Genomic DNA, 20,974 nt, shown 5'->3' with positions numbered 1-20,974 from the left:
CGGCCGATCTCCTGACGGCGGAGCTACATCCGAGCTAGTGTGGATGTCATGCCTGCGGCCTTTGAGGACGTCTCCTTCAGCGAACTTCTCCACCACCCCGCCGCGACGACCCGCAGACTCGACATGTTCCGCGCACTAAGGCTGCGGCGCCGAGGTGCGGGAGACCTCGCCCTCATGCGGCTGGACCGTATGGAGCGGGACGCCTCGGTCGTGGACTTCACCTCGCGTCTGCTGGCCGGCCTGCTCCGGACGGAGAACACCGACGTCTTGCGCCAAGCCCTGCCCGACGCCCTGCCATGGATCACGTTCCTGCCCGACGGCGACGTGGACGCCTTGCTCTCCGAGCTGGTCGACACGGCCCGCGGCGCGGCCGCCCTGGAAAACCTCGCGCCGATCGCGAGCCTGCTCACGCAGTGGCGCCACAGTGCCGAGATCTACGCGGATCCCGAGTTGCTCGCCGCTCTCACCCGTGAGCCCGAGGGCGACTTCGGTCCGGTCCCGGCGCCCGGTCCCGGAGAGTGAGCCCGAAGCGCGGAGACCGTGCCGCACCGCCGCCGGTCGGGGACGAATACGACCTGCGCTTCGCCGGCGCCGAGGCCGCCGCAGGCTGGGAGGACCTGAGCCGTCAGGCGGCCGGTAACCTGCGCCGTGCCTTCGAGAAGATCCGCAGCGCTCCCCGCGCTACGGACAGTCCGGACCGCCAGCACCGCTTGAAGGGCGCCCTCGGTACCGGCACCTTCAAGGGGCAGGGGCTGGAACGCTGGCAGTACGAGGTCACAGGAGGCGGCCGTCTTTGGTATCTCGTGGACGAGGCCACCCGGACGGTCTGGATCACCTACGCCGGTACGGGCCACCCGAAGGCGACGGACTGAGGGTAGGGCGGGCGCTCCTGCGAGGGACCGTAGTCGCAGGGGCGCCCGCCCGTTGATCACCGTCGCGCGGCGAAGGGCGCGACGGGGTTCTGGAGGGTGCCGATCAGCTGGAGGGCCGCGGCCGGGTCGGCCAGGTCGACCATCTGCTTGTTGTTGCGCAGCTGGAGGCGGTTGAGGCAGGACAGCTGGAACTCGGGAGTGAAGAGGTCGTAGCGGGCGAAGCGGTCCGCCAGGGCGGGGAGGGACTCCTGGTAGCCGTGGGCGCAGTCCGCCACCGCCTGCCAGAAGGTGGACTCGTCGCAGATGCCCTCCGTGACCAGGATCGAGTTCAGGAAGCGGAAGAAGCAGTCGAAGACGTCCGTGAAGATCGACAGGAGCTTCATGTCCTCCGGGATGTCGGCCCGGATGCGCTCCACCGCCGGCGGGAGGACCGCGTCCGGGTCCATGACCACGATCTCCTCGGCGATGTCCTTGAAGACCGCCCGCTGGACCACCCCGTCCTTGATGACCAGGATCGTGTTCTCGCCGTGCGGCATGTAGGCGAGGTCGTACTGGTAGAAGCAGTGCAGGAGGGGGAGCAGGTAGGCGCGGAGGTACGGCTTCAGCCACTCGGCGGGGGTCAGGCCCGATTCGGCGATGAGGGCGCCGACGAAGGACTTGCCGTCCGCGTCCACGTGGAGGAGGGAGGCCATCGTGGCCAGCCGCTCCCCGTCGCGCAGGGAGCCCACCGGGGACTCGCGCCACAGGGCGGCCAGCATCTTGCGGTACGGGGAGTAGCGGTCCGTCGCGCGCTCGTACTGGCGGTGGTGGTAGCCGATGGCGGCGCGCTCGCGGATGATCGAGAAGTCGACGGAGCGGAGCACCTCGTCCGACTCGATCAGCTGGTGCAGCCAGTCGTTGATGGCCGGGGTGGCCTCCATGTAGGCGGCCGACAGCCCGCGCATGAAGCCCATGTTGAGGACCGAGATGGCGGTCTTCACGTAGTGCTTCGTGGGGGTGGTGGTGTTGAAGAAGGTGCGGATCGACTGCTGGGCGAGGTAGGCGTCCTCGCCCTCGCCGAGCAGGACCAGGCGGCGGTTCGCGATCTCGGCGGCGAAGGTGACCGCGGTCTTGTTCCACCACTGCCAGGGGTGGACGGGCAGGTAGTGGTAGTCCGACGGGTCCAGGCCGAGGGCCGTCAGCTTCGCCGCGAAGCCGGCCAGGGCCGCCTCGCCCAGCTCCTCGCGCATGAACGCGTCGTGGTCCAGGCCCGCGCCCGCCGTGAAGGTGGAGACGTCCTTGTGGGCGGCCGCCCACACCAGGTGGACCGGGTTCGCGGTCTCCGGGGCGTACGCGCGGTACTCGTGGACGCCGAAGCCCAGGCGGCCGTTGTTGGCCACGAAGCAGGGGTGGCCCTCGGTCATGCCCGTCTCGATGTCCTGGAAGGAGGACTTCGCGAGGACCGCGGAGGGGGTCTGGGGCTTGGTGTACTTGTAGCCCGTGCCGGCCAGGGTGGAGGAGATCTCCTCCAGGTAGACGGGGAGCACCTCCGCGCTCAGGCCGAGGGTCTCCCGGAGTTCTATGTGGAAGTCCAGGGCGTCGAGCTCCGCCTCCGCCCCGCCGAGGCGGCGGGTGACGGAGTCCTCGTCCACGGACCAGTGGTCCAGGGCGTGGCGGACGGCGCGGAAGCGGTACTCGACGGCGCCGTCGTCGGACAGGACGCGGTAGTGGTCCTCGCCGAGGGGCTCCGGGGTCAGCAGGCGCTCGTGGGAGAACTCCGCGAGGGCCTTGCGGACCAGCGCGCGGTTGGCGCGGGCCCACAGCTCGGGGCTGAGGTGGGCGATGTCGGCGGACAGGTTCATATCGAGACCCCGGTGGTGAGGGCGGTGGCCGCCTCGAACTGGGCGCGGGTGCAGAAGCTGAGGAGGGCTTCCTTCTCCGGCTTGGTGACGGGGCCTTCGGCCACGAAGCCGACGGCCTCGTTGAGGGCGTGGACGGCCGTGTTGCGCACGTCCGGCTCGACGACGACGCGCTCGGTGGCGGGGTCGGCGAAGAGGGCCGCCATGACCGTGGTGATGACGGCGCGGGTGAAGCCGGAGACGGGGGTGTCGGTCGGGGCGACCAGGAAGTGCATGCCCACGTCGCCGGGGCGCGCGTCGTACAGGCCGACGAGCTCCAGGTGCGCGGGGTCGTAGCTCTCCATCAGGAAGGCCGGGCGGTCCTCGTGGAAGCCGAGGAAGGCCTGGTGGTGTTCGTGCGCGGTGATGCGCACGTACTCGCGTTCCACGTCCGGGAGGGTGGCGTCCTGCATCATCCAGAACGCGGCTTTCGGGTCGGTGACCCAGGTGTGGAGCAGTTCCGCGTCCGAGAAGGGGTCCAGGGGCCGGATGGAGAAGGCGCCGAGGACGGGGTCGGTGCGGGTGAAGAGGGTTTCGGCGGTGCTCATGCGTGGGTGCCTTCCGGGGCGGCGAACTGCTGGAACGCGATGGACTTCTCGACCTTGTAGTACTCGCGGCCGAGGAGCTCTCCGACGATGTACGCGTTGCGGTACGCGGCCATGCCCAGGTCGGGGGAGGTGAGGGAGTGGTTGTGGGTGGTGCCGTTCTGGAGGTAGACCCCGCGGCCGGTGACGTCGACGGCGTAGTTGCGGCCGGCGTCGAGGCGGCCGTGGCCGTCGAAGACCAGGCGGTCGCGGACCGGGGCCAGGAACTCGGGGACGCGGTACTTGTAGCCGGTGGCGAGGACCAGCCCCTCGGTGGTGAGGGAGAAGTCGCGCTCCTGCTCCTCCTGGCGCAGGCCGAGGGTGTACGCGCCCGTGGTGGTGTCGTACGCCGTGCTGTTCAGGGAGGTGTTGGTGAGCAGGGTCGTGGGGACCGGGCCCGGCATGGTGATCTTCTTCTGGTAGAGCAGGTCGAAGATGGCGTTGATGAGGTCGCCGTCGATGCCCTTGAAGAGGTTCTTCTGCTGGGTCTCCAGCCGGTAGCGGGTCTCCTCGGGGAGGGCGTGGAAGTAGTCCACGTACTCCGGGGAGGTCATCTCCAGGGTGAGCTTGGTGTATTCGAGCGGGAAGAAGCGCGGGGAGCGGGTCACCCAGTTGAGCTGGTAGCCGTGGACGTCGATCTCGGCGAGGAGGTCGTAGTAGATCTCGGCGGCGCTCTGGCCCGAGCCGACCAGGGTGATCGACTTCTTCTGCTGGAGGGCCTCCTTGTGCTCCATGTAGGAGGAGTTGTGGAGGAAGTCGCCGCCGAGGTTCTCGCAGGACGCGGGGACGTGCGGCGGGGTGCCGGTGCCGAGGACCAGGCGGCGGGCGAGGAACGTTTCGCCGCGGTCGGTGTGGACCTCGTAGAGGCCGGCCGTCTCGTCGTACGCGACCTCGGTGACGGAGGTGGAGTAGCGGACGTTGTCGAGCCGGTCGGCGGCCCAGCGGCAGTAGTCGTTGTACTCGGCGCGCAGCGGGTAGAAGTTCTCGCGGATGTAGAAGGAGTACAGCCGGTCCCTGTCCTTCAGGTAGTTCAGGAAGGAGAAGGGCGAGGTCGGGTCGGCGAGGGTGACCAGGTCCGACATGAACGGCGTCTGGAGGTGCGCGCCGTCGAGGAACATCCCGGCGTGCCACTCGAAGTGCGGCTTCGACTCGATGAACAGGCCGTTCAGCTCGTCGATCGGCGCGGTGAGGCAGGCGAGTCCCAGGTTGAAGGGGCCCAGGCCGATGCCGATGAAGTCGTAGGGCTTAGCGGTGGACGGCAAGGGACTCTCCCAGGAACTGCTCGGCGTGTGCGGCGACGAGGTCGAGGACGGCCGTGATGTCGGCCGTCGTGGTCTGCGGGTTGAGGAGGGTGAACTTCAGGTACTGCTTCCCGTCGACCTTGGTCCCGGCGACGACGGCCTCGCCGGAGGCGAACAGGGCCTTGCGGGCGTGCAGCTGGGCCTCGTCGAGGAGGTCGGCGCGCGGGGCGTCGCCGCCGGCGCCGGCGTCGGGGACGTAGCGGAAGACCAGGGTGGAGATCTGCGGCTTGACGACCACCTCGAAGCGGGGGTCGGCGTCGAGGATCTCCCAGCCGGCGGCGGCGAGGGAGACGACCTCGTCGAAGAGGGAGCCGACGCCGTCGGCGCCCATGATGCGCAGGGTCATCCAGAGCTTGAGGGCGTCGAAGCGGCGCGTGGTCTGGATGGACTTGTCGACCTGGTTGGGGATGCGCTCCTCGGCCATCCGGCGCGGGTTGAGGTAGTCCGCGTGGTAGGTGGCGTGCTTGAGGGTGTCGCGGTCGCGGACCAGGACGGCGCTGGAACTCACGGGCTGGAAGAAGGACTTGTGGTAGTCCACGGTGACCGAGTCGGCGTGCTCGATGCCGTCGAGGAGGTGCCGGCGGGTGGGGGAGACCAGCAGTCCGCAGCCGTAGGCGGCGTCCACGTGCATCCACGCGGAGTGCTCGGAGGTCAGGCGGGCGATCTCGGGGAGCGGGTCGATGGACCCGAAGTCGGTGGTGCCGGCGGTGGCGACGACGGCCATGGGGAAGAGGCCCTCGGCGGCGCAGTTCTCCAGCTCCAGGGCGAGCAGGGAGGTGTCCATGCGGCGGTTGCGGTCGACCGGGACCGAGATGACGGCCTCGTAGCCGAGGCCGAGCATGGCGGCGGACTTCTGCACGCTGAAGTGGCTGGCCTCGGAGGTGAAGATGCGCAGCCGCGGCAGGAGTTCGGCCTTGGTGAGCTCGGTGCCCGCGTCCAGGGCGCGCTTCATGACGCTCCGGCAGGCCTCGTCACGGGCGAGGAGCAGCGCGTGGAAGTTCGACTGGCTGCCGCCGGAGGTGAAGACGCCGTCCGCGCCCTCGCCGAGGCCGATGCGGCGGGCGGTCCAGTCGATGAGGCGGCGTTCGATGAGCGTGCCGCCGATGGACTGGTCCCAGGTGTCGAGCGAGGAGTTGACGGCCGACAGTACGGCTTCGCCGACCACCGCGGGGATGACGACCGGGCAGTTGAGGTGGCCCAGGTAGCGCGGGTGGTGGAAGTAGACGGCGTCGCGCAGGTACACGTCCTCGAGCTCGTCGAGGGCGGCGGAGGCGTCACCCAGCGGGCGGTCGAGGTCGATGCCCTCGATGACCGGGGCGAGTTCGTCCACGGAGATGCCGGTGTGGGGGCGGCGCGTGGTCGCGAGTTTGGCGGCGACGCGGTCGACGCCCTCGGTGACGTTGCGCCGGTACAGGTCCGCGGTCGTCTCGTTCAGCAGATGCGAGCGCATCAACTTTCCTCCGGGCAGGGGGAGCGGGGGGTGGGGTGCGGGATTTAGGTTAGCCTAACCTAAGTTAGATCACAAATGAGGAAGGGCCCCGGCTGATGCCGGGGCCCTTCCTCGAATGCGTTGTGGACAGCGGGAGTTGACTACAGGTCGGAGCTCGGGTCCTCGCTCGGGGCCCGGCCCGCGTACGCCTCGGCGAGCAGCTGCTCCTCGCTCGCGCCGAGCTTCCAGTAGCCGGTGAACCGCACCGCGCGCCGGTCGAAGGAACGTTCCTGCACGAGGTGGCGGCGTACCGCCCTGACCGTCCCCGCCTCGCCCGCGAGCCAGGCGTACGGGGTCCCGTCGTCGGGCAGCCGGGCCGCCCGCAGCTCGGACAGCACCCTCTCGGTGCGCGCCGGCCCGCCCGCGCCCTTCTCGCGCACGATCCAGGTGATGTCCGCGTCCGCGAGGGTGTGCAGGCCGAGCCGGTCGTCCGGGTGCGGGACCTCGAAGAAGGCCTTCACCCGGGTCCCGGCGGGCAGCCGGTCCAGGATCGCGGCGGCCGCCGGCAGGGCGGTCTCGTCCGCGTACATCAGCACCGTGCCGGCGCCCTCCGGCCGCTGGAAGCGGACCGACTTGTTCGCCGCCACGGCCGGGCCGATCGCCATGATCCGCCGGCCGGTGACCGCCCGGCCCGCCCAGCGGGAGGCCGGGGAGCCCGCCGCGGCAGCGGCTGATGTCTCCGTGCCGTGGAGGACGAAGTCGACGTCCACCTCGACCGCCCCGTCCGGCGTGCGCCGCTGCTCGCGCACCGTGTACGAGCGCATCACCGGGCGCTCCTCGTCCGGCACCGCCCGCCAGGCCCCGAACCAGGTGTCCTCGTCGGTGGACGGGAGTTCGGTGTGCTCCCGGTCCCCCACGGGGAGGAAGAGCGAGAGGCTCTGGTCGTAGCCGCCCGAGCGGAACTCCGCGAGGGACTCCCCGCCGAAGGTCACGCGCAGGAACGAGTGGCCCAGCCGGCGGGTGCGCAGGACTTCGAGGGTGAAGAAGCGGAAGTGCGCGGCGGCCGGGGCCGCGTCGGCGGCGTCGGGAGCGGTGGCGGAAGCGGTGGCGGTCATGCGGAGGTCCCCCCTGGGTTACCGGGTCAGCCGAGCTTCTTGGCGTTCTGGATGGTCTTCGCGAGGTCCTCGAGGATCTGCGCGCACTTCTCGTACGAGTAGATCGGCTCGGTCACGCGCGGGGCGACCTGGCCCGCCTTGACCGCCGGGAGCTCGTTCCAGGTCGGCTTGGCCTTCAGGGCCTCGGGCTGGAGGGCCTGGGTGCGGTTGTCGAGGAGGATGACGTCGGCCTTGTACTTGCCGGCGTTCTCCCAGCTGAGGCTCTCGAAGAAGCCCTGCGGGTCCAGCTTGTCCTGCTCCGGGCTGACGAACTCGACGCCGAGGGACTCGAAGTACTTCAGGTCCGCGGAGGTCTTCGGGGTGGAGACGTAGAACATCTGGTCGGAGCCGGAGCCGACGAGGACCTTGACGCCCGGGTTGGCCTTGACGGCCTCGCGGACCTTGGCGGAGGCGGCGTCGAAACGGGCCTTCGCGTCGGCGCTCTTCTTGGTGTTGAGGTCGGCGCCGAGGGACCTGGCGAGGTCCGCGGTGCGCTCCAGGGCCTTGTCCATGGAGACCTTGTCGCCCACGCCGATGGCGGCGGCCGGGGCCAGCTTCAGGATCTTGTCCTTGGAGGCCTCGGGCACGTACCAGTACGAGCCGTCCCAGGTGTTGGTGGCGAGGAGGTCGGGCTTGAGGGCCGCGTACTTCTCGACGTTGAACTCGTCGTAGACGTTGCCGAGGATCTCGACCTTGGAGATGTCCATCGTGCCGGCCATCGGGTCGGGCTTGCCGTCCGCCAGCTTGGTCGGGCCGAAGACGCCCTTGACCTGCACGCCGTAGTCGTACAGCGCGGCGGCGGTGCCGGTGTAGGCCACGATGTTCTTCGGGGTGGCCTTGGCGGTGGCCTCCTTGCCCAGGTCGTCCTTGAAGCTCCAGGCGCCCGACGCGGCGCTCGCGCCCTTGTCGCCGCCGTCCTTCGCCTTGTCGCCGCCGCCGCACGCGGTGAGCGCCGCGACGAGGCCGAGGGCGCCGCCGGCCGCGATGAGACCGCGGCGGGAGAGGAAGGTGGAGCTGGGCTTGGGCATGTCGGTGTCCGCTTTCGTACGTGCTGGGCGCTGCGAGGGTAGGCCGTTCGGGGGGAAGGTTAGCCTAACCTTGGCCGAAAGCGGTAAGGCGGCCCTAACTTCTTTCGGGGGCGCACGGGCGCACGAAGCGCGAACGGCCCGCGCCGGGGGCGCGGGCCGTTCGTCGGGAGGGTGTTGCGGAGGGCCCGGATCAGCCGGCGAAGCCCAGTTCGCGGGCGATGAGCATGCGCTGGACCTCGCTGGTGCCCTCGCCGATCTCCAGGATCTTCGAGTCCCGCCACATACGGGCCACCGGGTACTCGTTCATGAACCCGTACCCGCCGTGGATCTGCGTGGCGTCGCGGGCGTTGTCGACGGCGACGGTGGAGGAGTACAGCTTCGCGATCGCCGCCTCCTTCTTGAACGGCTCGCCCGCCACCAGCCGCGAGGCCGCGTCGCGCCAGCCCAGACGGGCCATGTGGGCGCGCGTCTCCATGTCGGCCAGCTTGAACTGGATGGCCTGGTTGTCGCCGATCGCCTTCCCGAAGGCCTGTCGCTCCTTGGCGTACTTCACCGACTCGTCCACACAGCCCTGCGCCAGACCGGTGGCCAGCGCCGCGATGGCGATCCGGCCCTCGTCGAGGATCCGCAGGAACTGGGCGTAGCCGCGGCCCTCCTGGCCCACCAGGTTGGCGACCGGCACGCGGACGTCGGAGAAGGACAGCTCGCGGGTGTCCGAGGAGTTCCAGCCGACCTTGGAGTAGGGGGCCGCCACCGTGAAGCCCGGGGTGCCGGACGGGACGATGATCGAGGAGATCTCCGGGCGGCCGTCCGCCTTGCGGCCGGTGACCGCGGTGACCGTGACCAGGCCGGTGATGTCCGTACCGGAGTTGGTGATGAAGCACTTGGAGCCGTTGATCACCCACTCGTCGCCGTCGCGGACGGCCGTCGTGCGGGTGCCGCCGGCGTCGCTGCCGGCGCCGGGCTCGGTCAGGCCGAACGCGCCGAGGACCTCGCCGGAGCACAGCTTCGGCAGCCACTCCCGCTTCTGCTCCTCGGTGCCGAAGAGGTAGAGCGGCATGGCGCCCAGCGAGACGCCCGCCTCCAGGGTGATGGCCACCGAGGAGTCGACGCGGGCCAGCTCCTCCAGGGCGATGCCGAGCGCGAGGTAGTCGCCGCCCATGCCGCCGTACTCCTCCGGGAAGGGCAGGCCGAACAGGCCCATGCGGCCCATCTCGCGGACGATCTCGTACGGGAACTCGTGGCGCTCGTACAGGTCGCCGATCTTGGGCGCCACCACATCGTGCGCGAACGCCTCGACGGTACGGCGGAGTTCCTCGTGCTCGGGGGTGAGCCGGTGGTCGAGGGGCATGGCTTCGTTACTCCTTGTGGGAGAGGGCGCGGACGGTACGGGAGGGGCTGGGACGTCCCAGCCGTTCGGCCATCCACACGCTCGTGGCGGTGAGGGCGGCCAGGTCGACCCCGGTCTCGATGCCGAGGCCGTCGAGCATCCACACCAGGTCCTCGGTGGCGAGGTTGCCGGTGGCGCTCTTGGCGTACGGGCAGCCGCCGAGGCCGCCGGCGGAGGCGTCGACCGTGGTCACGCCGCACTGGAGCGCGGCGAGGGTGTTGGACAGGGCCTGGCCGTAGGTGTCGTGGAAGTGCACGCCGATCCGGTCGGTGGCCACCCCGGCCGCGTTCAGCTCGCCGAGGAGCGCCTGGACGTGGCCGGGGGTGGCGACGCCGATCGTGTCGCCGAGGCTCAGCTCGTCACAGCCCAGGTCCAGCAGGTCCTTGGCCACGCGGACCACCTGGTGGACCGGGACGGCGCCCTCCCAGGGGTCGCCGAAGCACATCGACAGGTAGCCGCGCACATGCGCCCCCGCGTCCTTGGCGCGGGCCACGACGGGCTCGAACATCGCGAGGGACTCGGCGACCGTACGGTTCAGGTTGCGCGCGGCGAAGGTCTCGGTGGCCGAGCCGAACACCGCGATGCGGGTGGCCCCGAGGGCGAGCGCGCGGTCCAGGCCGCGCTCGTTGGGCACCAGGACGGGCAGGTCCGCCGGGACGTCGGAGAGCAACGGGAAGAGCTGCTCGGCGTCGGCCAGCTGGGGCACCCACTTGGGGTGGACGAAGCTGGTGGCCTCGATCGTGGTCAGGCCGGCGGCGGCCAGCCGGCGGACGAACTCGGCCTTCACCTCGGTGGGTACGGCCGTCTTCTCGTTCTGCAGCCCGTCCCGGGCGCCGACCTCGTGGATCCGCACCCGGGGCGGGAGCCCGGCCGGCGCCGGGACGGTCATGGGCAGCCCGTTCACGCGCTCGCCTCCGCGTTCTCGCCGGCGTCGTCGGCGTCCGGGGTGACCACGGCCAGGACCTGGTCCATGGCCACCGTGGAGCCGGGGACGACGTCTAGTTCGGTGACGGTGCCGGCGTGCGGGGCGGAGATGGCGTGCTCCATCTTCATCGCCTCGACGACCAGCAGGCTCTGGCCCGCCGCCACCTTGTCCCCGACGGTCACCTTCACGACGGTGACGGTGCCGGGCATGGGGGCGGCAAGGGTGTCGGCGCCCGCGCTGGCCGCGCCCTTCGCGGTGACGGGGTCGTGGTGCTGGAGGTGCCAGCTGTCGGCGTCGCGGCCGAGCCAGGTTCCCTCCGGGGAGGTGGCGTGGGAGAAGCGGTGCGTGACGCCGTCGAGTTCGAGGGTCAGGGTGTCGTGGCCGAGGCTGACGATGCGGCCGCGGGCCGGTGCGCCGGGGCTCTGCCCCAGACCCCGCGCCTCAAACGCCGGCGAGGCTGGAGTGGCCTCGTCCAGCAGGATCTCCTGCTCCGCGCCCCGCTGTCGGGTGCGGACCGTGATGGGGTCCTGGCCCGGGAGGCGGAAGTGGTGGACCGTCCAGGCCGGGGTGCCGCCCAGGCGCCAGCCGTTGGCGGCGGAGAACGGGTCCGCCCATGCCCCGGCCACATCCAGCCCCGCCGGGGCCGCCTGGGCCAGCAGGGCCGCGGCGGCGTACACCTCGGCCGGGACCCCCTCCGGCAGGAGGGACGGCAGGTCGCGCTCCACCAGCCCGGTGTCCAGGTTCCCGGACACCACGTCCGGGTGCGCCAGCAGCCTCCGCAGGAAGCCCGCGTTCGTCTGGACGCCCAGGATCACCGTGTCCGCGAGGGCCCCCCGCAGCATCCGCAGGGCCGTCGCCCGGTCCGGGCCGTGGACGATCACCTTCGACAGCATCGGGTCGTACGTGGACCCCGTGTCCACCCCGGCCACCAGCCCGGAGTCCGTCCGCACCGCCCCGCCCGAGGGCTCGGACAGCGCCAGGACCGTGCCGCCGGACGGCAGGAACCCGCGCGCCGGGTCCTCCGCGCAGACGCGGGCCTCGATGGCGTGCCCGGTGAGGGTGACGTCGGCCTGGCCGAAGCCCAGTTCCGCCCCGGCCGCCACCCGCAGCTGCTGCTCCACGAGGTCCAGCCCGGTGATCAGCTCCGTGACCGGGTGCTCCACCTGGAGGCGGGTGTTCATCTCCATGAAGTAGTACGAGGACGGGTCCCCGCCCGGCACGATGAACTCCACCGTGCCCGCGCCGACGTACCCGCAGGACCGCGCCGCCTCCACCGCCGCCGCGCCCATCGCCGCCCGGATCTCCGGGGTCAGCAGGACCGACGGGGCCTCCTCGATGACCTTCTGGTGGCGCCGCTGGAGCGAGCACTCGCGCTCGCCCAGGTGCACCACGTTGCCGTGCGCGTCGGCCAGCACCTGGATCTCGATGTGCCGCGGCCGGTCCACCCAGCGCTCCACCAGCAGGGTGTCGTCCCCGAAGGAGGACCGCGCCTCGCGCCGGGCCGCCGAGATCTCCTCCGCGAGCAGGTCCGCGTCCCGGACCAGCCGCATGCCCTTGCCGCCCCCGCCCGCCGAGGGCTTCAGCAGCACCGGCATACCGATCTTCTCGGCGGCCTCGGCCAGTTCGGCGTCCGACAGCCCGCTGCCCGAGGACCCGGGCACCACCGGCACCCCGGCGGCCTTCACGGTCTCCTTGGCCCGGATCTTGTCGCCCATCAGGGAGATCGCCGGGGCGGGCGGCCCGATGAAGGCCAGCCCCGCCTCCGCGCAGGCGGCCGCGAAGGCCGCGTTCTCCGCGAGGAAGCCGTAGCCGGGGTGGACGGCCTCGGCCCCCGTGCGGCGGGCGGCGTCGAGCAGCCTCTCGACCGACAGGTAGCTCTCCGCGGCCGCCGCCGGGCCGATCCGGACGGCCGTGTCGGCCTCCCGTACGTGCCGGGCGTCCGCGTCGGCGTCGCTGAAGACGGCCACGGACCGGATCCCGAGCTCCCGCAGGGTGCGGATGACCCGTACGGCGATCTCGCCCCGGTTCGCCACCAGAACAGTGCTGAACATCTGTGAGGTCCTCACGTCACAAGTCACAAGTCACGGGTCACATGCGGAAGATGCCGTAGCCGCGCTCGCCGAGCGGGGCGTTCGCGCACGCGGTCAGGGCCAGTCCCAGCACCTGCCGGGTCTCCAGGGGGTCGATGACCCCGTCGTCCCACAGGCGCGCGGTGGCGTAGTAGGCGTTGCCCTGCTCCTCGTACTGCGCGCGGACCGGGGCCTTGAAGGCCTCCTCGTCCTCGGCGGGCCACTCCTGGCCCGCGCCCTCGATCTGGTCGCGCTTGACCGTGGCCAGGACGGAGGCCGCCTGCTCGCCGCCCATGACGGAGATCTTGGCGTTGGGCCACATCCACAGGAAGCGCGGCGAGTACGCCCGGCCGCACATCGAGTAGTTGCCCGCGCCGTACGAGCCGCCGACCACCACCGTCAGCTTCGGGACCCGGGCGCAGGCCACGGCGGTGACCATCTTCGCGCCGTGCTTGGCGATGCCGCCCGCCTCGTAGTCGCGGCCGACCATGAAGCCGGAGATGTTCTGGAGGAAGAGGAGCGGGATGCCGCGCTGGTCGCACAGCTCGATGAAGTGCGCGCCCTTCTGCGCGGACTCCGAGAAGAGGATGCCGTTGTTGGCGATGATGCCGACCGGGTGGCCGTGGATCCGGGCGAAGCCGGTGACCAGGGTCTGCCCGAACTCCGCCTTGAACTCCTGGAAGCGGGAGCCGTCCACGACGCGGGCGATGATCTCCCGGGCGTCGTAGGGGGTGCGGGAGTCGACGGGGACCGCGCCGTAGAGCCCGAGCGGGTCCACCTTCGGCTCCTCGGCCGGCTCGACCGACCAGGGCAGGGCCCCGCGCTCGGGCAGGGTCGCCACGATGTTCCGGACGATCCGCAGCGCGTGCGCGTCGTCCTCCGCGAGGTGGTCGGTCACGCCGGAGGTGCGCGAGTGCACCTCGCCGCCGCCGAGCTCCTCGGCCGTGACCACCTCGCCGGTGGCGGCCTTCACCAGCGGCGGGCCGCCGAGGAAGATCGTGCCCTGGCCGCGCACGATGACGGCCTCGTCGCTCATCGCCGGGACGTACGCCCCGCCCGCCGTGCAGGAGCCGAGGACGGCCGCGATCTGCGGGATGCCGGCGCCGGACATGCGGGCCTGGTTGTAGAAGATCCGGCCGAAGTGCTCCCGGTCGGGGAAGACCTCGTCCTGCATGGGCAGGAAGGCGCCGCCGGAGTCGACCAGGTACAGGCAGGGGAGCCGGTTCTCCAGCGCCACCTCCTGCGCCCGCAGGTGCTTCTTCACCGTCATCGGGTAGTAGGTGCCGCCCTTGACCGTGGCGTCGTTGGCGACGATCACGCACTCGCGGCCGCTGACCCGGCCGATGCCCGCGATGACGCCGGCCGCCGGGGCCGCGCCCCCGTACATCCCCTCGGCGGCCAGCGGGGCCAGCTCCAGGAAGGGCGAACCGGGGTCGAGGAGGGCGTCCACGCGGTCGCGGGGCAGGAGCTTGCCGCGCGCGGTGTGCCGGGCGCGGGCCTTCTCCCCGCCGCCGAGGCTGGCCGCGTCCAGCCGGGCGCGCAGGCCCTCGGCGAGCTCGCGGTGGGCGGCCTCATTGGTCCGCCAGGCCTCGGACGCCGGGTCCGCGGCGCTCGTCAGCACTGGTGCCTGCTGCATCGGTCGAGCTCCCTTGCTCGGTACCTGCTGTGTTAATGACCGTTAACGCGTGTGGGTCACAGGTTAACGAGCGCTAACCGCCCTGTCTAGAATGGATTCCCATGAGCACCAGAGCTGCCACCCCGACCCGCCGCGAGCAGATCCTCCGAGAGGCCGCTCGTCTTTTCGCGGAGCGCGGCTTCCACGGCGTGGGCGTGGACGAGATAGGGGCCGCGGTCGGCATCAGCGGCCCGGGCCTCTACCGGCACTTCGCGGGCAAGGACGCGATGCTCGCCGAACTGCTCGTCGGGATCAGCGAGCGGCTGCTGACGGGCGGCCGGCGCCGGGTCGAGGAGGCCGCGGGCGACCCCGGGGCGCTGCTGTCCTCCCTGGTCGAGGGCCACATCGACTTCGCGCTGGACGACCGGGCGCTGATCACCCTGCACGACCGGGAGCTCGACCGGCTCAAGGACGAGGACCGCAAGCTCGTACGGCAGCTCCAGCGCCAGTACGTCGAACTGTGGGTGGCCGTCGTACGGGAGCTGCACCCCGCGGTCGGGGAGGCCGAGGTGCGGGTCGCCGTGCACGCGGTGTTCGGCCTGCTGAACTCCACCCCGCACCTGGGCGCGCTGAGCCGCGAGGCGACGGAGTCGCTGCTGCGCCGGCTCGCGCACGGGGCCTTCGGGGCGCTGTCGGGGTGACGCGGGGGAGGGGCGGGGGCGAGGGCGGCGGCGAGAGCCGGAGTGAGGGCCGGGGCGAAGGCTTGAGGGCGGCTTGGCGGAACGGACGGATCCGGCCGCGCGGCGGCAGAATGGGCCGCATGCCGAAGCCGACAGAGCCCATAGAGACCCCCAGCCGAGCGCAGCTCGTCGACCACCTGGTGCGCACCCGCATCGCCGGACAGGTCGCGACCCCGCGCGAGAACAACCTCTCCCACTACCGCAAGCTCGCCAACGGCGACCGGCACTACTGGCTCGGCCTGGAGCTGGGCGACCGCTGGACGGACGAGCAGGACGTCCTGGCCGTGATGGCGGAGCGCGTCGGCGTCGTCGACGACCCGGCGCACCGGGCCGGGCAGGACACCATCGACCCGGAGCTGACGGCCGCGGGCCTCGACCGGATGGCGGCCCGCCTGCGCAAGGCGGCGCTGGACCGGCAGAGCGTGCTCTTCGCCACCGGGCACCCGGGCGGGCTGCTGGACGTCCACCGGGCCACGGCCGACGCCCTGCGCGCGGCGGGCTGCGAGATCGTCCGGATCCCGGCGGGGCTTGTCGCGGACGAGGGCTCGGTGTGGCAGTTCGCCGACGTGGCGGTCCTGGAGCGGGGCGCGACCCTGTGGCACACCCACTCCCCGGCCCCGATGGCGGCCATCCTGGACGCCCTGGCGGCCGAGGGGCGCCCGCAGCCGGAGCTGGTCGTCGCCGACCACGGCTGGGCGGGCTGCGCGGCGCAGCGGGGGGTGGACGCGGTGGGCTACGCCGACTGCAACGACCCCGCGCTGTTCCTGGCGGAGGCGGAGGGGACCCTCCAGGTGGCGGTGCCCCTGGACGACCACGTCCGCGACCCGCGGTTCTACGACCCGATGGTCGCGTACCTCCTCACCGCGGCGGGCCTGCGGTAGCGGTCCGCGCATCGGGACGGCTCAGCGGAGCCAGCCGCCCATCTCCGTCTGGACGGCCGAGCCGTCCAGGTCGGCGAGCTTCGTGCCCACGAAGGCGCGCGCCCAGTCGGAGGTCTGGATCCGGAACGGCATCCTCTCGGCGGTCAGTGCCTCGACGACCGGCGCCGCCGCCTGCTCCGGGGTCTGCGCGGTGTCGCTGCCGAAGGACCGCATGGCGTGGTCGATGTAGCCCTGGAGCTGGGCGGCGTACGGGCCGGCCTGGGCGAGCAGCGCCGGGATGTCGAGTCCGACGTTGTTGACGAACTCGCTGGAGACGGCGCCCGGTTCGACGACGGAGACCTGGACGCCCGCGGCCGCGGCGACCGGTGCGAGGGACTCCATGAAGCCCTCGACGGCGAACTTGGCCGCGCAGTAGGACTCGTTGAAGGGCTGGCCGACCACGCCGCCGACGCTCGTCACGGTGATCACCCGGCCGCCCGAGGCGCGCAGGTGGGGGAGGGCGGCCCGGGTCAGCTCGACGACGCCGAAGAAGTTGACCTCCATCACGGAGCGCACCTGCTCCATCCCGTGCTGCTCGACGGTGCCGACGAAGCCGGCGCCCGCGTTGTTCACGACGGCGTCGAGACGGCCGTGCTCGGCGACGACCTCGGCCACGCAGGCGGCGACGGAGTCCGCGTCGGTCACGTCCAGCCGCTTGACCTGGACGAGGCCGTCGACCCCGGCCTCGGCGGCGGCCTTGAGCAGGGCGTCGGAGCGGGTGGTGTCGCGCATGGTGGCGACGGTGTGCCAGCCGGCCCCGGCGGCCGCGACCGCGGCGGCGAGTCCGATGCCGGAGGAGGTGCCGGTGATGAGGACGGTCTTGGCGGTGGTGGCGCTCATGGAAGGCTCCCTAAAGGTTTGTGCGTGCACACACACATTAATGATGTGTGCGTGTGCACGCAACCCGGTACCCTGTCCCCATGGCGCACACGAACCTCAACCTGGACGGCCTCACCCCCCGTGACCACGCCTTCTACGGCCTGGTCTGGGCCGGGACCACCCTCACCGCCCGGGTCGACCAGGCGCTGACGCGCCGCCACGACCTGCCGCTCTCGTGGTTCGAGGTGATGCTCTGGCTGAGCGTGCAGCAGGAGCCGGTCGCCCCCTCGGAGCTGGGCGCGAGGACCCTGCTCAGCCGCAGCCAGGTCTCCCGCGTCGCCGACTCGCTCCAGGCCCGCGGGCTCGTCGAGCGGATACCCTCCCCGACCGACGCCCGCTCGGTGGGCATCGCCCTCACCGGGGCCGGCCGCCGCCTCTACGCCGAGGCCGACGCCACCCGCCGCGAGGCCCTGGCGGAGGTCTTCGACGACCGGCTGGACGACGCCGACATCGCCGCCCTGGAGGCGGTCTGGGCGAAGCTCAAGGCCCGCCCGAAGGAGTAGCGCACGCCGAAGGCCCCCGGACGCGGTCCGGGGGCCTTCGGGAAGCGGCGGGTCAGGCGCGCGGTACGCGGACCACGCCCTCCTGGATGACGGTGGCGGCCAGCCGGCCGTCCTGGGTCCAGATCCGGGCCTGGCCCAGGCCCCGGCCGCCGTGCGAGGTGGGGGAGTCCTGGTCGTACAGCAGCCACTCGTCCGCCCGCAGCGGCCGGTGGAACCACATCGCGTGGTCCAGCGAGGCCCCGACCACGTCGCCCACCGCCCAGCCGCCGCGCCCGTGCGCGAGCAGCACCGAGTCCAGCAGGGTCATGTCCGAGACGTACGTGGCCAGGCACGTGTGCAGCAGCGGGTCGGCGCTGTCCAGCTTGCCGGCCGTGCGGAACCACACCTGCGAGCGCGGCTCCACCGGCTCGCCGATCGACCCCCACGGGGGCGTCGTCGCGTAGCGCAGGTCCACCGCGCCCCGCGCCTCCAGCAGCCGCTCCACCGTGCCCGGGTCCCGGAACAGGTCCCGGTAGGCGGGCAGGGCCTCGGCGGCCGTCGGCAGGGTCTCCGGGTCGGGTGCGTCGGGCATGCGGATCTGGTGGTCCAGCCCCTCCTCGTACACCTGGAAGGAGGCCGAGAGGTGGAAGATCGGCTGCCCGTGCTGCACCGCGACGACCCGGCGGGTGGTGAAGGAGCGCCCGTCGCGGATCCGGTCGACGGTGTAGACGATGGGTGCGCCCGGGTCACCCGTGCGCAGGAAGTACGAGTGCAGCGAGTGCGCCGTACGGTCCCCGGGCACGGTGCGGCCGGCCGCGACCAGTGCCTGGGCCGCGACCTGTCCGCCGAAGACGCGCGGGACCAGGGAAGGACGGCTGGTCCCGCGGAAGATGTTCTCCTCGATCTGCTCCAGGTCGAGCAGATCGAGGAGGCCGCCGAGCGACTCGTTCAACGGGACTTACAGACCCATCGACTTGGCGATGATCGACTTCATGATCTCGCTGGTGCCGCCGTAGATGCGGTTGACGCGGTTGTCGGCGTACAGGCGGGCGATCGGGTACTCGTTCATGTAGCCGTACCCGCCGTGCAGCTGGAGGCAGCGGTCGATCACGCGGTGCGCGACCTCGGTGCAGAACAGCTTCGCGGAGGCGGCCTCGGCCGGGGTCAGCTCGCCCGCGTCCAGGGCCTCCAGCGCGCGGTCGGCGACGGCCTGGGCGGCGTCCACCTCGGCCTGGCAGGCGGCCAGTTCGAACTTGGTGTTCTGGAAGTGCGCGACCGGCTTGCCGAAGACCGTGCGGTCGGTGACGTACTGCTGGGCGAACCGGACGGCCGCGGCGGCCTGGGCGTAGGCGCCGAAGGCGATGCCCCAGCGCTCGGAGGCCAGGTTGTGGCCCAGGTAGTAGAAGCCCTTGCCCTCCTCGCCCATGAGGTCCTCGACCGGGACCTTGACGTCGACGAAGGCCAGCTCGGCGGTGTCGGAGGTCTTCAGGCCGAGCTTGTCGAGCTTGCGGCCGATCGAGTAGCCCTCGGACTTGGTGTCCACGGCGAACAGGGAGATGCCGAAGCGGCGGTCGTCCTCGCTCGGGGCAGAGGTGCGGGCGCAGACGATCACGCGGTCGGCGTGGACGCCACCGGTGATGAAGGTCTTGGAGCCGTTGAGGACGTAGTGCGTGCCGTCCTCGGAGAGCTTGGCGGTGGTCTTCATGCCCGCGACGTCGGAACCGGTGCCCGGCTCGGTCATCGCGAGGGCCCACATCTCCTCGCCGGAGACGAACTTCGGCAGGAAGCGCTTCTTCTGCTCGTCGGTGGCGAGCATCTTGATGTAGGGCAGGGCGAGCAGCACGTGCACGCCGGAACCGCCGAAGTTCACGCCCGCGCGGGAGGTCTCCTCGTAGAGGACGGCCTCGAACTTGTGGGTGTCCAGGCCCGCGCCGCCGAACTCCTCGGGGACGTTGATGCCGAAGACGCCCAGCTCGCCGAGCTGGTAGTAGAACTCGCGCGGCGCCTGGCCGGCCTGGAACCACTCGTCGTAGACCGGGACGACCTCGGCCTCGATGAAGGCGCGGAGGGTCTCGCGGAACGCCTCGTGGTCCTCGTTGAACACCGTACGGCGCACGGCCGGCTCCCTTCGTCGCGGCGGTCCGCCGCTTATGTCTAAGCGCTTGCTCATACCTAAGTTACCGGCGGGTTGTCGATCCTGTCCAGACTCGGGCCCCCGGCGGTGAATCCTTTCCGCGGGCCGCTGTCTCTTATCCCCGTACCGCGACGGACGCGGGTACGGAACGGGGCCTGGAGGTCGCCATGATCATCGGTATCGCCATCGGCGTGGGCGCGGTGCTGCTCTGCACGTGCGTGTTCGTCCTGAAGCGGGGGCGGCGCGGTGCGCGTGGCTGAGGCCTCCTGGCCCGGGGAGCGGCTGATCGCCGCCGCCCAGGGGGGTGACCTCGACTCGATCACCGCCCTGGTCTCCGGTTCGCACCCGAACGTACGGCGCTTCGCCCGCTCCCTGTGCGCGACGCCGGAGGACGCCGAGGACGCGGCGCAGGAGGCCCTGATCATCCTGTACCGCAAGATCGGGATGCTGCGCGCGTCCGGCGCCCTGGCCTCGTGGATGTTCCGCATCGTCCGCAACGAGTGCCTGCGGCGCGCCCGGGCCGTCGTCCGCGACCGGGAGCGCCCCGAGGCCCCGGAGACCGCCGTGGACTCGGCCGAGGACGAGGCGCTGCGGCGGCTGGAGGCGGGCAGGGTGGCGGCGGCGGTCGCGGCCCTGCCGCCCGACCAGCGGCGGGTGCTGATCATGCGGGACGTCCAGGGCCACAGCGGGCGGATGGTCGCCGACGCGCTGGGCCTGAGCCAGGCTGCGATGAAGTCCCGCCTCCACCGGGCCCGCGCGGCGGTCCGCGCGACGCTCCTCACCCCACCCGAACCGGCCCCCGGAGGGAAGGCGCCATGACGGCCACGAGGACCGGCCCCCGGAGGGAACGCAGCCTGACGCCCGCGAAGACCGACCTCCGGAGGGAGCGCAGCATGACGCCCATGAAGACCGGCCCCCGCCCCGACTTCGCGAGCGCCTCGCTGCCCCGGCACCTGGTGCGCGGGGTGCTCGGCTTCGGCGCGATCGCCCTGGCCGTCGTCCTCCTCCCGTACGCCTGGCCGGTGAGCCTGGCCCTGCTGCCGGCCGGGCTGCTCGCGCTGCGGGGCTGCCCGATGTGCTGGGCGGTCGGGCTGGCGCAGACCCTCTCCCGGGGCCGGCTGGAGCGGAGCTGCGAGGACGGGCGGTGCACGCTGACCCCGGCCCGGTGAGCGCCGCTCCGGCGCGACCCGCCGTCAGCCGAGGGGGCCGGCCGGCCGCTCCGGCGCCGGGCCGACCCAGCGCAGGGCGAACCAGAGCTCCATGCGGGTGTCCGCGTCGTCCAGGTCGGCGTCGCCGAGCAGGGCCGCGCAGCGGGCGATCCGCTGGCGGACCGTGTTCCGGTGGAGGCCCAGGGCCGCCGCCGCGCGGTCCCAGCCGCCGTGGTGGGCGAGCCAGGCGCGCAGGGTCTCCCGGAGGGCGGGGGAGAGGGGGCCGAGGAGGGCTTCGGCGTGGGCGCGGGCCTCCGCCTCGCCGACCAGCCCGGTGACGCCGGGGTCCGCGTGGCGGGCCAGGGGGGTGCGGGAGGCCTCGGCGCGGGCCAGGGCCGGGACGGCCGGCTCCCCGGCGCGGAGCCGG

21 protein-coding genes are annotated in these 20,974 nt (G+C 72.0%); 7 read left to right on the top strand and 14 right to left on the bottom strand.

Annotated elements, in window-relative coordinates:
• Positions 1-48: 48 nt before the first annotated feature.
• Complete coding sequence (locus AB0O29_RS09575; protein ID WP_365148659.1) at positions 49-522, top strand: hypothetical protein; 474 nt, start codon at positions 49-51, stop codon at positions 520-522.
• Complete coding sequence (locus tag AB0O29_RS09570) at positions 519-872, top strand: hypothetical protein (RefSeq protein WP_365148656.1); 354 nt, start codon at positions 519-521, stop codon at positions 870-872. Before AB0O29_RS09575 ends, AB0O29_RS09570 begins: the two co-directional genes overlap by 4 nt.
• Before the next feature lie 56 nt (positions 873-928).
• On the opposite strand, the gene AB0O29_RS09565 is transcribed toward AB0O29_RS09570, so the two are convergent.
• The 10 genes from AB0O29_RS09565 to AB0O29_RS09520 all read right to left on the bottom strand — a co-directional run bounded on the left by AB0O29_RS09565 (position 929) and on the right by AB0O29_RS09520 (position 14,265).
• Entirely contained in the window at positions 929-2,713 is a 1,785-nt protein-coding gene (locus AB0O29_RS09565; RefSeq protein WP_365148653.1) for an IucA/IucC family siderophore biosynthesis protein, read from the bottom strand.
• Complete coding sequence (locus AB0O29_RS09560) at positions 2,710-3,297, bottom strand: GNAT family N-acetyltransferase (RefSeq protein ID WP_365148650.1); 588 nt, start codon at positions 3,295-3,297, stop codon at positions 2,710-2,712. The genes AB0O29_RS09565 and AB0O29_RS09560 overlap by 4 nt, the downstream gene beginning before the upstream one ends.
• Positions 3,294-4,595, bottom strand: coding sequence for a SidA/IucD/PvdA family monooxygenase (locus tag AB0O29_RS09555; RefSeq protein WP_365148647.1), 1,302 nt, complete (start codon positions 4,593-4,595; stop codon positions 3,294-3,296). The genes AB0O29_RS09560 and AB0O29_RS09555 overlap by 4 nt, the downstream gene beginning before the upstream one ends.
• On the bottom strand, positions 4,579-6,084 hold the full coding sequence (locus AB0O29_RS09550; RefSeq protein ID WP_365148644.1) for an aspartate aminotransferase family protein: 1,506 nt from the start codon (positions 6,082-6,084) through the stop codon (positions 4,579-4,581). Before AB0O29_RS09550 ends, AB0O29_RS09555 begins: the two co-directional genes overlap by 17 nt.
• A 140-nt stretch (positions 6,085-6,224) precedes the next feature.
• Positions 6,225-7,178, bottom strand: a complete 954-nt coding sequence (locus AB0O29_RS09545) for a siderophore-interacting protein (RefSeq protein WP_365148641.1) — start codon at positions 7,176-7,178, stop codon at positions 6,225-6,227.
• 26 nt (positions 7,179-7,204) lie between these two features.
• On the bottom strand, positions 7,205-8,245 hold the full coding sequence (locus tag AB0O29_RS09540; protein WP_365148638.1) for an ABC transporter substrate-binding protein: 1,041 nt from the start codon (positions 8,243-8,245) through the stop codon (positions 7,205-7,207).
• 190 nt (positions 8,246-8,435) lie between these two features.
• Entirely contained in the window at positions 8,436-9,596 is a 1,161-nt protein-coding gene (locus AB0O29_RS09535) for an acyl-CoA dehydrogenase family protein (protein ID WP_365148635.1), read from the bottom strand.
• Positions 9,597-9,603: 7 nt separating this feature from the next.
• The gene (locus tag AB0O29_RS09530; RefSeq protein ID WP_365148790.1) at positions 9,604-10,524 is read right to left on the bottom strand and encodes a hydroxymethylglutaryl-CoA lyase; all 921 of its coding nucleotides are present in this window, start codon (positions 10,522-10,524) and stop codon (positions 9,604-9,606) included.
• Positions 10,525-10,535: 11 nt separating this feature from the next.
• The gene (locus AB0O29_RS09525; RefSeq protein WP_365148632.1) at positions 10,536-12,611 is read right to left on the bottom strand and encodes a biotin carboxylase N-terminal domain-containing protein; all 2,076 of its coding nucleotides are present in this window, start codon (positions 12,609-12,611) and stop codon (positions 10,536-10,538) included.
• A gap of 37 nt (positions 12,612-12,648) precedes the next feature.
• Positions 12,649-14,265, bottom strand: coding sequence for a carboxyl transferase domain-containing protein (locus tag AB0O29_RS09520; RefSeq protein ID WP_365148629.1), 1,617 nt, complete (start codon positions 14,263-14,265; stop codon positions 12,649-12,651).
• Between the two features lie 101 nt (positions 14,266-14,366).
• Here AB0O29_RS09520 and AB0O29_RS09515 point away from each other — a divergent pair, with 101 nt between their 5' ends.
• Positions 14,367-14,945: a TetR/AcrR family transcriptional regulator gene (locus AB0O29_RS09515; RefSeq protein ID WP_365148626.1), complete on the top strand. Its 579-nt coding sequence runs from the start codon at positions 14,367-14,369 to the stop codon at positions 14,943-14,945.
• 140 nt (positions 14,946-15,085) lie between these two features.
• A complete protein-coding gene (locus tag AB0O29_RS09510) occupies positions 15,086-15,865 on the top strand; it encodes a phosphatase (RefSeq protein WP_365148787.1) in 780 nt (259 codons plus the stop codon).
• Between the two features lie 21 nt (positions 15,866-15,886).
• Here the strand turns inward: AB0O29_RS09510 and AB0O29_RS09505 are convergent, their stop codons facing one another.
• A complete protein-coding gene (locus tag AB0O29_RS09505; protein WP_365148623.1) occupies positions 15,887-16,744 on the bottom strand; it encodes an SDR family NAD(P)-dependent oxidoreductase in 858 nt (285 codons plus the stop codon).
• 80 nt (positions 16,745-16,824) lie between these two features.
• On the opposite strand from AB0O29_RS09505, the gene AB0O29_RS09500 reads away from it, so the two are divergent.
• Positions 16,825-17,286 carry a MarR family transcriptional regulator gene (locus AB0O29_RS09500; RefSeq protein WP_365148620.1) on the top strand — a complete coding sequence of 154 codons (462 nt, stop codon included), beginning with the start codon at positions 16,825-16,827 and terminating at the stop codon, positions 17,284-17,286.
• Between the two features lie 52 nt (positions 17,287-17,338).
• Here AB0O29_RS09500 and AB0O29_RS09495 read toward each other — a convergent pair whose 3' ends face one another.
• Complete coding sequence (locus AB0O29_RS09495; protein ID WP_365148617.1) at positions 17,339-18,217, bottom strand: acyl-CoA thioesterase II; 879 nt, start codon at positions 18,215-18,217, stop codon at positions 17,339-17,341.
• 6 nt (positions 18,218-18,223) lie between these two features.
• Positions 18,224-19,381 (bottom strand): acyl-CoA dehydrogenase family protein, encoded by a 1,158-nt coding sequence (locus AB0O29_RS09490; protein WP_358896161.1) that lies wholly within the window; start codon positions 19,379-19,381, stop codon positions 18,224-18,226.
• 270 nt (positions 19,382-19,651) lie between these two features.
• Here AB0O29_RS09490 and AB0O29_RS09485 point away from each other — a divergent pair, with 270 nt between their 5' ends.
• Both AB0O29_RS09485 and AB0O29_RS09480 read left to right on the top strand, forming a co-directional pair.
• On the top strand, positions 19,652-20,218 hold the full coding sequence (locus AB0O29_RS09485; RefSeq protein WP_365148614.1) for an RNA polymerase sigma factor: 567 nt from the start codon (positions 19,652-19,654) through the stop codon (positions 20,216-20,218).
• An 83-nt stretch (positions 20,219-20,301) separates the two neighbouring features.
• A complete protein-coding gene (locus tag AB0O29_RS09480; RefSeq protein ID WP_365148784.1) occupies positions 20,302-20,568 on the top strand; it encodes a hypothetical protein in 267 nt (88 codons plus the stop codon).
• 24 nt (positions 20,569-20,592) lie between these two features.
• Here the strand turns inward: AB0O29_RS09480 and AB0O29_RS09475 are convergent.
• The coding region (locus AB0O29_RS09475; RefSeq protein WP_365148611.1) for a helix-turn-helix domain-containing protein at positions 20,593-20,974 on the bottom strand (382 nt) is incomplete at its 5' end.

Origin of the sequence: Streptomyces sp. NPDC089915 (assembly GCF_040684675.1) — a bacterium.
In the GTDB taxonomy this organism is placed as follows: Bacteria; Actinomycetota; Actinomycetes; order Streptomycetales; family Streptomycetaceae; genus Streptomyces.
This window is presented reverse-complemented; position numbering and strand designations above follow the sequence as displayed.